The organism is Salinivibrio sp. SS2 (assembly GCF_001722075.1).
Lineage (GTDB): Bacteria > Pseudomonadota > Gammaproteobacteria > Enterobacterales > Vibrionaceae > Salinivibrio > Salinivibrio proteolyticus.
In genome coordinates this window covers 1-11274 of record NZ_MEBP01000010.1, presented here as the reverse complement: position 1 = coordinate 11274, position 11274 = coordinate 1, and the positions used below count along the sequence as shown (strand labels likewise).

Genomic DNA, 11274 nt, shown 5'->3' with positions numbered 1-11274 from the left:
TCCAATTGCTGATTTTATACTTGGCTTTGCTCATCATCTGAGACCGGTTTTGAGGCGTTGATGATCTGATCGCCGCTAGAGTGATAAGTTCAATGATTTAGGAAACAACGCCGTTGGGGGAGCCAAATTTAGAAAAAAGCGCTAGCCGAGAGGTTGGCGCTTTTTTCTATCTATCGTTCTTGGGTTCGGAGTGCGTGCTTGACCAGTTTGAATGCGGATCGCCTCCCACTTTTTGCTCGCGTCAAACAAAAACGCCACGCGCAAGGCGTGACGTTTTTCATATCACGGTCGATTAGTTTTTAGTGATATAAAGGTTCCGAGTGTAACGTAGGTCGTTCGGGTTTTCCGTATTATAGCCGCCTACTTTAGAGCTTTTGATCACACTACGCGTGTAAAAGTACAGTGGAATGGCGGGCATCTCATTGGCGAAAATGCGTTCCGCCTCTTGATAATAGGTTTTGCGCTTTTCTGGATCAACAATCGATAACGCTTTATCTAGAACTTCGTCGTACTGACTATTGCCCCAGCTTGTTTCATTCATTCCATCACTGCTGAAGTAGCTCAGGAAGGTCGAGGCCTCATTGTAATCACCAACCCACGCATAACGTGCCACATCAAAGTCCTTTTGCAAAAGCTTCTGCAAAAAGGTTTTCCATTCTTGGTTGGCTAGATTTACTTTCACGGGCAGATGGCGTTTCCACATGGAGGTAACGGCTAAGGCCAGTTTTTTATGGGACTCCATGGTGTTATACACCAATTCAAACTCCAGAGGGTTGTCTTTGCTGTATCCTGCTTCAGCCAAGAGTGCTTTTGCTTTTTGATAACGCTCTTCTTGGGTCATTTCCGCCCAAGCTAATTTCGGTGGCTCAAAGTGATTAATAGCTGGTGGTGTAACACTGTACGCAGGTACTTGGCCCTGGCCTAAAATAATATTGGTTATAACGTTTCGATCGATGGCGTAAGACAGAGCCTTACGGACTCGCACATCGTTAAAAGGAGCCTTTTGGGTATTGAATAAATAATAATAAGTTCCCAGTGAAGGCATGGTTAGCAGTTCATCAGGGCGCTCTTTTTTGATTTGATCGTAAGCTTCAAGTGGAAAGCTGGATGTGATGTCTATTTCACCAGTGCGATAGCGGTTGTATTCGGCATTAATATTATTTGAGGCGACGTACGACGTCTTGTTTATCACGGTTTCCTTATCGTTCCAGTACATGGGATTACGCTCAAGATCGATGCGCTCATTAATCACCCAGTTGGTCAAGTTGTAGGCGCCGGAATTGACCATGTTCTCGGGGCGTGTCCAGTTATCGCCATACTTTTCTACCGCATGTTTTGGTACAGGGTAGGTCGAAGAATGGGTGAGCATATTGGGGAAATAAGGGGTGCGTCGCTCCAGAGTAAACTCAACGGTATGCGTATCAATAGCTTTTACGCCTAACTTATCGACTGTTTCTTTACCATCGGTAATAGCCTTTGCATTTTTGATGTTGGCGGTACCTAGGTACCAAGCGTAAGGTGCACCTGTGACTGGTTTAACAACACGTTGAAATGTAAAGACAACGTCATCAGCGGTGATAGGTGTACCATCCGACCATTTTGCATCCCTGAGGTGAAAAATATATGTGAGGCCATCCTCACTCATATCCCATGCTTTCGCTAAGCCTGGGATAACATTACCGTCTGGCTCCCGTACCATCAATCCTTCGAACAAATCTGAGATAATTTTGTTACTGGCGGTATCACTGGACTTGGTCGGATCCAGCGTAGGCACTTCGCCAGAAACCCCCCAAATAAGAGTCTGTTGCTCGGCAAGCTCCACGCCTTCTGGGACGTGAGCTGCAAACGCTGAGCTACACAATGCGAGTGCCAATGAACCTGCCAATAGTTTTAATTTCATCTTTCCATCCTTGGTTGAGTGTTTTGTTAATAAGCCTTGTTAATCAATAGATTAACCACAAATGGTAAGAGAAGAAAAGCGATGTGATAAAAAGATGACAAATAGACGACAGGGAAAGTGTGAAATCGTGACCTCTATTTTTATATCGATTTAATCCTGCATGGCGGTTGCCGGTCGCGGCGTATTCATACGGCATAATCCCCTCGGACAGCTTAGGCGGTTTTATGATAAATTAGCCGTTTTTCATAGACTCAAGGATGATCTTCCGTGCTGTTACGTCCATTTTCTCCCACTGACTTAGCCTCATTTTTATCTCTTTCTATCACGCATGAGCAGCTGCCTTTTGTCGGACGCCCAGAGGAAATCTTGGCGGCGGCCAATGAATTTGCTCATCTACACCTGATTGAGGTAGAGACCGTGATTGTGGGCGGGTTTATTCTTGATACTGGTTACGCGTCGCAATACGACTTTGCCCATGCGGGTGATATAGGAGTTCGTGCGGTGTTTATCGATCAGCACCACCAAGGTAACGCACTGGGTCGCCGTGCGATGATGGCCTTGGCGGATTATGTCAAACCGCGCTACCCGTGGGCGCAGCGTCTCGTTCTGACCGTAAACTGCAAAAATGCGGGCGCGATTGCGTGTTACCAACGCGCAGGTTTCAGCGATACGGGCGAGTTGTATCATGGTGGCAGCGCAGGCCCTCAGCATATTATGTTGAGAAATATCGACAATAAAGTCAGTCCTGAGGGTAATATGGCTTAAACCCGCGATGACTTGCTAAAAAAGAAGGATTGTGCGACGCTCAAGTAAAATCACTGATAAGCAGGGATCATGCTTGGCGGTTGATCTCCATACGACTGGCGTTGTGGTGGGATGAAAAGTGACATTCATCGGCCCAAGAAATGCGTCGAGTCGGGTGAGGTATTGCGTTTAACAAGGAGAGTAATGATGAAGATTTATGGCCACCCTTCTGCCATTAATGTTCAAAAAGTGATGTGGTTGATTGATGAGTTAGATTTAAGTATCGAATTGGATGAGGTCGATATTCATCATAATGCCCAAGACGCTGATGCACTGGCACAAAAATGTCCAATGCGTCAGGTGCCGGTACTAGAAGATGGCCCGAACAGTGTGTGGGAATCGCACACCATTTTGCGCTATTTGGTTGCCTGCTATGGCAATAAAATGTGGTACCCAGATTGCGCGTTCCAACGCTCGCGCTATGAGCGTTGGATGGATTGGTGCCTCTCTTCGTTTCAGCCTGCGGTTAAAACCGCTTGCTTGGAAGCATCGAGCGATCTAAAAGTGAGAGAAGCGGCCCTTGAGCAGTGCCGCCACGATTTAGAGAAGCTGGACAATGAACTTGCTGAGCGTCGCTATTTAATTTCTGACATGATGACGCTCGCCGATATTGCAATTGGCACTGTGGTCCACTCTCTTGCCGTGGCGCCATCAATGACCCTGCCGCCGCACGTGTCGCAATGGTACCAGCAACTAAAATCATCATCAGGTTATCAACGCTGGGTCGTTCAGGCTCGTCAAACCCAACCTGCGTAACCATAATTTTTATTAAGATTGAGCCCGCATTAGCGGGCTTAAAGCGTTTTTAGCGGCCCCACGACACACAGTGCGCTTTGATAGCCAGGCTGTTGTTCAATGCGCTCAAGATACGCAACAATGTGACCGTGTTGCTGTGGGTCTAGGCGAGGACGCATTGCGATTAATGGGAAACTCATTTGGATATCTGCTGCTGTGAGTGTGTCACCACACAGCCAATCATGCGCCGCTAAGTGGTGTTCGATCATGGCAAGATGGTCTCGCAGTTGGGGTGCAATAAACTGGTCGGTGACGCCTTTCATCAGCTTTTTCGCCAAGGGGCGTACAAAAAAGGGCATCGGTGCTTCTGGGATTTTGCTGAAAATCAACGACATGACCAGTATTGGCATCAAAGACCCTTCGGCATAGTGCATCCAGTATCGATAGTGACCTTTCTGCTCTGGTGTTTGTGGCGCTAAGCGCCCGTTACCATACTTTTCTAAAATGTACTCAATAATCGCGCCCGACTCTGCAATGACCGTCCCTTCATCTTCAATTACAGGTGCTTTGCCCAGAGGGTGAACGCGCTTGAGTTCGGGAGGCGCCAACTTGGTGTTGGGGTCACGCGAGTAGGTCTTGATTTGATATGGCACACCCAGTGCCTCAAGCAACCAAACAATACGCTGAGAACGCGATTGTTCAAGGTGATGAATAATAATCATAAGGAATATCTTTGACTGTAAGTTTAAAAAGGCTCAGCTATCGATACGATAGTCTTGCTATTTCGATCAGTCCTTGTGATTCAATTCATTGATTTGGCGGTGGGAGTACGCGGCCTTGAATGCGTAATTTGGGGTCCACAGACGAAATGTTCGTGCCGCGAATGTATACATTGCCCCCCACGTAAATATCGTCGGGTAATGCGCTAATTGGCGAATTAGTAAGATAAAGGTTGCCCTCAACGTACAAGCGTCTTGGCAAGGTGGTGAGAGGCGTATTGACCAGACTGAGGTCGCCACGCACGACGAGGTTTGGCGGTAATGCGGTTACAGCGGTATTGGTGAGGTTGATGTAGCCACCGACTTTGAGCCGCGGTAGCCGTGTCAGCGGCGTATTTGCAGCATTTAAGTAACCGCCGATATCCAGTCCGCGAGGCAGTCGCGAAATATCGCTGGCTTCGATATCTAAATATCCTTGCGTTTTTAACCCCGCGGGTAAGGTCGTGATGGGGGAAAAGCGGAGTTTCACATTGCCGTAGTTGTCCACATAGCCGTGAAAACGTAAGTCTTGCACGAATGTATTAAGGGGTTCGTTCATCGCATGCGTGGGCACTGCCATCATAAAATAGCCGACAAGAATCCAAAGTTGAATGATGGCTTTTGGCATGAAAAGGTCTGCGTGGTCACAACGTCTGCTTCAATGTAGAGCGTTTCGGCGAATATTCAAGCCCCTCTCGGTTTTCTGTCATCGAAAACGTTATCTTCTACGTATGTTAGCCATTATTCCAACCAGTACTGACTGAGGTACCTGTGCTTCAATCTCGTTATCATACCCTGCGTTTGGTTCTCGGAGATCAACTGAATGCCAGCCACTCATGGTTTAAGCAGCACGATCAGGGCGTGTTATATGTCATTGCCGAGCTTAAACAAGAAACCGACTATGTGACCCATCATATCCAAAAGGTTTGTGCGTTTTTTGCTGCAATGGCGCAGTTTGCTGATGCGCTTGAAAAGGCGGGGCATGATGTCAAATACCTCACATTGGATGACACGCAAGCCTATCAAGACTTACCCGCATTGCTGTACGCTCTCTGTGAGCACTATCAAGTCGATCAGTTCGAATATCAGCGTCCTGATGAGTATCGGCTCGCGATGCAACTCGAACAATTACGTTTACCCAATGAGGTTACATCCCAGTGTGTTGAGACGGAACATTTTCTCTTACCCTTTTCACAGATTGCCACCCAGTTCACCGCCGGTAAGCACCGAAAAATGGAGTTTTTCTACCGCGATATGCGTCGGCAGTTTGATATCTTAATGGAGGGGGATCAGCCTGAGGGGGGAAAGTGGAATTATGATCAGCAAAATCGTAATAAGCTAAAAAAAGCGGATCTCGATGCGATTCCCGCGCCATTGATTTTCGCCAACGATGTCAGCGATATTCTCACCCGTATTGAGCGCCATCAGGTGAAAACCATCGGACATGCGGCGTCAGCCTTGATGTGGCCGGTGACACGTCAGCAGGCGAAAGCGCTCCTCAACCATTTCTGCACCTACTGCCTGCCGTTGTTTGGTCAGTTTCAAGATGCAATGACAGGACAAAGCCCTCATCAGTGGAGCTTGTACCACAGCCGTCTCTCTTTTGCGTTAAATGCCAAGTTGCTTCACCCCATGCAAGTGATCCAAGCTGCGATTGATCATTACCGCCAAAATGAGGCTATCAACCTCGCTCAGATTGAAGGGTTTGTCCGACAGATTTTAGGCTGGCGCGAATATGTTCGTGGTGTGTACTGGGCGAACATGCCTGATTATGCACAAAAAAATGCGCTTGGTGCGCAAGGCGCATTGCCGACATTTTTCTGGCATGGAAAGACCAAAATGCGCTGTCTCTCGCATGCGATCACGCAATCGTTAGAGACAGCGTATGCCCATCACATTCAGCGACTCATGGTGACAGGAAACTTCTGCTTGCTCGCAGGTGTCGACCCTGATGAGGTGGACGATTGGTATCTCTCAATCTATGTCGATGCGATCGAGTGGGTTGAAATGCCGAACACGCGCGGAATGACGCAGTTCGCCGATAACGGCATTGTGGGGACGAAACCTTATGCGGCCAGTGGCGCCTACATCAATCGGATGAGCGATTATTGCGTTGGGTGCGAATACGATGTGAAAGAGAAAGTTGGTCCTAAGGCGTGTCCATTCAACGCGCTATATTGGCATTTCATGGCGCGTCATCGCGACAAATTCGCCCGTAACCCACGCACAGCCATGCCGTATCGAAATTGGGATAAGATGTCAGAGACGCAGCAAAGCCAGATTTTGGCGCATGCGGATGAATTGCTTGCCAATCTTGATGCGCTTTGATGCCGGTATGACCGCCCTCAACAGGAGCGTGAGGGCGGTCATAAATCGCGTCGCGCTTATTGCGTGTTTGGCACAATCTGAATCTCAACACGGCGGTTGAGCGCACGATTTGCCGCGCTGTTGTTCGCAACCAGTGGACGTGTCTCACCAAAACCGGACGTGTACAAACGTGCATTGTCGATCGACTGACTGGCGAGGTAGCGTTTAACGCTCATGGCACGGCGTTCCGACAAACGCTGGTTATAGGCCGCGGCGCCCGTGTCATCAGTGTGACCCTCAATGCTCAAGAAGGTTTTGTCGTACTTGCGCATCACATTGGCAATGGCATTGAGTTTAGGATAAAAATCGGCCGCAATCGCATCCTGATCTAACCCGAAAGTAATGTTCGAGGGCATGATCAAGCGAATATTGTCGCCTTCACGCACAACTTGAATGCCCGAGCCCGCCAATTCTTCGCGGAATGCTTGCTCTTGCTGATCCATGTAATTACCGACAGCTGCACCACCAATGGCACCAATAGCCGCGCCAATAAAGGCCCGTTTACCTTTATGGTTCGATGTCGATTTTCCCACGATGGCCCCAGTGATCGCGCCAATTGTCGCGCCTTTTTGGGTGTTCGACATCGACTCACAACCGGTGAGGGCCAGTGATGCGGTCAATACGGCAACCGCAGTTAGTTTGCATTTCATTCCCATTGTTTTCTCACTATAACCAAACGGAGGTCAGTTTAATTTACTTCAGCTTAGACACTCTTCTTCAAGAAAGTGTCAAATTTATGAATTAGTGATGGTGTTTTAAACACTTAACGAAAGACCACTGACAGAGTTCTCAGTTTTGTCTTCTTTTCACTGCATCCTGCCGTGCAAATTGCGCTGGATCAAAATGTGATGAGCAAACAGCGTGTTACAACAAAAACCATAAAAGGCCCTGTCATGTCTGGGCCGCGATGATCCCGACTAAAGGAGCAAATGGTCATGTCGAGCACGTTCTTTATCCCTGCTGTTAACCTTATGGGCGCAGGTTGCCTTTCTGAAGCCGCAGACGCGATTCAATCACATGGATTTAAAAAAGCCCTTATCGTTACAGATAAAGTCCTTAATCAAATTGGTGTGGTAAAGCAAATCGCCGCTTTGCTTGATAGCCGAGAAGTCGATTGTGTGGTCTATGATGGCACACAACCTAACCCAACCACTGAAAACGTGGCACAAGGGTTAGCGCTTTTACAAGCGAACCAATGTGACTGTGTGATCTCTTTAGGGGGTGGATCGCCGCACGACTGCGCCAAAGGTATCGCCCTAGTGGCAGCCAATGGCGGTCATATTAGTGATTATGAAGGCGTGGACCAGTCTGCCAAGCCACAACTTCCGCTGATTGCGATCAATACGACGGCGGGCACCGCATCAGAAATGACGCGCTTTTGTATTATCACAGACGAAGCGCGCCACATTAAGATGGCGATTGTCGATAAACACACCACCCCGATTATTTCCGTCAACGATCCTGAGCTGATGCTGGCTAAACCGGCGTCATTAACGGCGGCAACCGGCATGGATGCATTAACCCATGCGATTGAAGCTTACGTATCGACCGCCGCTACGCCGATCACTGACGCAGTTGCACTGAAAGCAATGACACTGATTCAAGAAAACCTGCGCACCGCAGTGGCTGAAGGCCAAAACCTAGAGGCGCGGGAGCAGATGGCCTATGCACAGTTTATGGCTGGTATGGCATTTAACAATGCGTCTTTGGGCTATGTGCATGCGATGGCGCACCAACTGGGTGGATTTTATGATTTGCCGCACGGGGTGTGTAACGCCGTTCTATTACCCCATGTGCAACGCTACAACGCGCAAGTGTGTGCCGAGCGCTTACGGGATGTGGCCACGGCAATGGGCGTCGATACGGAGAGTATGAATGCCGAGGAAGGCGCAAAAGCCGCCATTCAAGCCATTCAAGCATTGGCGACCGATGTTGGGATCCCAGCGGGTTTGCGCGAACTCGGCGCCAAAGAAGAAGACATTGATGTGTTGACCAAAAACGCCTTGAATGACGCGTGTGGTTTCACTAATCCGAAGCAAGCGACGCACGAGGAAATCGCCAAAATCTTTATGGAAGCGATGTAGTTTCCTAGGTATCACAGCAACACTAAAAAGGCCTGATTATTCAGGTCTTTTTTCTTTCTATACGGTAGACGTTTAGAACAAGTTAGTCACTGCGATCTTCGACGTCTGCAATTTGGTTTTCGCAACACTCGTCGTTTAGGACGGTATGAATATTAGTGAGTGTGGTATCTGCGATATTGTGCAGTGCCTCTTTGGTGAGAAACGCTTGGTGTCCGGTAAATAACACGTTATGGCATGCAGAGAGGCGACGGAATACATCATCAACAATTACATCATTAGACTTGTCTTGGAAAAATAGCTCCCGTTCATTGTCATACACGTCAAGACCAAGCGCACCGATACGGCCTTGCTTGAGGGCTTCAATGGCAGCCACTGAATCGAGCAATTCACCGCGGCTGGTATTGATCACCATCACTCCCTTTTTCATTTGAGCAAAAGCACGCTCGCCGAGTAGATGGTAGTTGTCTTTGGACATCGGGCAATGCAGAGAAATCACATCACTTTCGGCAAACAGTGTTTCTTTCGAGACGTATTCGCCACCGAGTTCAATCGCAAGGGGGTTAGGATATGGATCGTGGCACAACAAACGCATACCAAGCCCTTTTAGGATCCGTAGGGTTGCGATCCCAATTTTACCCGTACCAATGATCCCAGCCGTTTTGCCGTGAAAGTTAAACCCGACTAAGCCATCGAGTTCAAAGTTGGCATCGCGTGTGCGTTGGTAGGCTTTATGAAAGCGTCGGTTCAAGCACATCATCATGCCCACCGTGTGCTCCGCGACCGATTCGGGAGAATAGGCAGGCACGCGAACGACGGTGATCCCTAACGATTTTGCGGCCTCCAGATCGACGCGATCGTAGCCAGCACATCTCAACGCTACCAGTTTGATATTGGCATCACTTAAAATCTCTAGCACTGGGCGGGAAAGATCATCATTAACAAACGCGCAAATCGCCTCCGCCCCTTGAGCCATTTTGGCGGTTTTGGCGGTGAGCTGAAAATCATGAAACTCGAGTGTGTAACCAAACGCTTGGTTAGCATGAGCAAAGGCGGCCTTGTCATAAGATTTGGCACTAAATACGGCAATGGTCGTCATGTGTTGCCTCCGAATAAGTCGGGGGGAGGTAAAGAAGCGTTATAAATACCGTGATTTGGATCCAAAATAAACCATGAGATTTATCAGGTTAAAGGTGTTGATGTTAGTCCAACCGAATAAAAGCCGCGCAGGCGGCTTTTATTCGGTTATCTCGCAGTGAAGGATAGGCTAGAACTTAATGGTGGCGTTTATGCGTACATCGCGTCCCGCAGCGGGCACACCGGCAGACAGATAGGGTGTGTAATACTGATCGGTCAGGTTAGCGACGGTGGCGCGTAGCGTAAAGTCGTCTCGCGGCGTCCATTCTCCATAGAGGTTTTGGAAGAAGTAGGCATCGCTCGCCACATTGGCTGTATGCAGTGAGGGGTTCTCTGGGATACGGTCTTGCTCATCCCAGTATTGGCCTTGCCATGCAACTTCAATCGTATCGGTTAGTTGATGGCCCACGCCGAGTGAGGCGCTGAGGGGCGGGTTGTCATACCAATACTCGTCGTCGCCGGTACTGTCACGTAGCGAGCCTTTGTGTTTGCCGCGCACCATAGAGACAGAGGCATCTGTAAACCAATCGTTGAGACGATACTGCACTTGGGCATCAAACCCGTAAGTATAGAGTCCGTCGAGATTGGTGTAGTAGCCTTCTTTCTGTTTGGTCGCATTGACCCCACGACGCTGCGCAACGTCATGAATGACATCATTCCAAAACAGTGTCACCTCTGTTGCTAGGTGATCCCCTTCGAATAAGGCATTCTGACGCTTATCAGACACGCCCAATAAATAGGCGTTGATACGAGTGACTGAGAGATCGCGGCTGGTGGCAGCGCGCTTGGACGCTCTCGAAAACTGCACTGTATAAAGCTCATCAATGGTCGGTGCCTTTAAACCATAGGCATAAGCCGCTTTTATTTGCGTGGCCGGACTCAGATCGTAGGTCAATGCAATACGCGGCTCCCAACCTTGATGTGAGACCGCCCTGTAATCGTGTCCAACGGATGGGTCATTATAGTCTGGCGCGGCGTTTGGTACCCCTTCGGAACGAATATGGCTGTAGCGCAGTGATGCGGTAAGTTCGAGATCTGGGGTAATAAAGTACTTATCTTGAACGAACACACTGGCGGTTTGTTGTTCGCCCGAGGGCTCAAAGGATGGCGTAAAGTAGCCATAGTTCTTTTCTAGCTTTTTGCGATAAGTATGGTTGTAAACGTGCGAGTTTCTGTCTTGGTTCTGGTACTGCGCCCCCACCATGACTTCGTGATTACCGAAGTGACTGGTATTGGTTAGCTCGGCAAACCAGCGCTCATAGGACAACCAGACTTGGTGGCCATATTGGCCTGATGTGATGTAAGACTGATAGGTACTATCCGGGCGTTCCCAATAGCGATGATTCTGTGAGTGTGCAATGACGACACTGGCCTGAATTCAGATAATAAGTGCAACACTCATGGTTAAACTGGCGAGAGGAAGTCAACTGCTGATAGTGGTACGCTTCTCATCGCCAAAATCAAAACGTGATTACCATGAGTTACCAGCAGT

The 11274-nt window shown here is 48.7% G+C and carries 10 protein-coding genes; 4 read left to right on the top strand and 6 right to left on the bottom strand.

What is annotated here, in order from left to right; all coding sequences use genetic code 11:
* Window positions 1–292 precede the first annotated feature (292 nt).
* Complete coding sequence (locus BGK46_RS00635) at window positions 293–1900, bottom strand: peptide ABC transporter substrate-binding protein (RefSeq protein WP_069586536.1); 1608 nt, start codon at window positions 1898–1900, stop codon at window positions 293–295.
* Between the two features lie 267 nt (window positions 1901–2167).
* Here BGK46_RS00635 and BGK46_RS00630 point away from each other — a divergent pair, with 267 nt between their 5' ends.
* Both BGK46_RS00630 and BGK46_RS00625 read left to right on the top strand, forming a co-directional pair.
* Window positions 2168–2665 carry a GNAT family N-acetyltransferase gene (locus BGK46_RS00630; RefSeq protein WP_069586535.1) on the top strand — a complete coding sequence of 166 codons (498 nt, stop codon included), beginning with the start codon at window positions 2168–2170 and terminating at the stop codon, window positions 2663–2665.
* Window positions 2666–2848: 183 nt separating this feature from the next.
* On the top strand, window positions 2849–3460 hold the full coding sequence (locus tag BGK46_RS00625) for a glutathione S-transferase family protein (RefSeq protein WP_175418617.1): 612 nt from the start codon (window positions 2849–2851) through the stop codon (window positions 3458–3460).
* 38 nt (window positions 3461–3498) lie between these two features.
* Here BGK46_RS00625 and BGK46_RS00620 read toward each other — a convergent pair whose 3' ends face one another.
* Both BGK46_RS00620 and BGK46_RS00615 read right to left on the bottom strand, forming a co-directional pair.
* A complete protein-coding gene (locus tag BGK46_RS00620) occupies window positions 3499–4161 on the bottom strand; it encodes a glutathione S-transferase family protein (RefSeq protein ID WP_069586533.1) in 663 nt (220 codons plus the stop codon).
* Between the two features lie 85 nt (window positions 4162–4246).
* Entirely contained in the window at window positions 4247–4825 is a 579-nt protein-coding gene (locus BGK46_RS00615) for a hypothetical protein (RefSeq protein ID WP_240531973.1), read from the bottom strand.
* A gap of 143 nt (window positions 4826–4968) precedes the next feature.
* On the opposite strand from BGK46_RS00615, the gene BGK46_RS00610 reads away from it, so the two are divergent.
* Window positions 4969–6525, top strand: coding sequence for a cryptochrome/photolyase family protein (locus tag BGK46_RS00610; RefSeq protein WP_069586532.1), 1557 nt, complete (start codon window positions 4969–4971; stop codon window positions 6523–6525).
* 56 nt (window positions 6526–6581) lie between these two features.
* Here the strand turns inward: BGK46_RS00610 and BGK46_RS00605 are convergent, their stop codons facing one another.
* Window positions 6582–7214 (bottom strand): OmpA family protein, encoded by a 633-nt coding sequence (locus tag BGK46_RS00605; protein ID WP_069586537.1) that lies wholly within the window; start codon window positions 7212–7214, stop codon window positions 6582–6584.
* A 285-nt stretch (window positions 7215–7499) separates the two neighbouring features.
* On the opposite strand from BGK46_RS00605, the gene yiaY reads away from it, so the two are divergent.
* Window positions 7500–8648: an L-threonine dehydrogenase gene (gene yiaY, locus BGK46_RS00600; protein WP_069586531.1), complete on the top strand. Its 1149-nt coding sequence runs from the start codon at window positions 7500–7502 to the stop codon at window positions 8646–8648.
* 82 nt (window positions 8649–8730) lie between these two features.
* Here the strand turns inward: yiaY and BGK46_RS00595 are convergent, their stop codons facing one another.
* Window positions 8731–9744 (bottom strand): 2-hydroxyacid dehydrogenase, encoded by a 1014-nt coding sequence (locus BGK46_RS00595; RefSeq protein ID WP_069586530.1) that lies wholly within the window; start codon window positions 9742–9744, stop codon window positions 8731–8733.
* 168 nt (window positions 9745–9912) lie between these two features.
* Window positions 9913–11142 carry a TonB-dependent receptor domain-containing protein gene (locus BGK46_RS00590; protein ID WP_256388314.1) on the bottom strand — a complete coding sequence of 410 codons (1230 nt, stop codon included), beginning with the start codon at window positions 11140–11142 and terminating at the stop codon, window positions 9913–9915.
* Window positions 11143–11274: the final 132 nt, after the last annotated feature.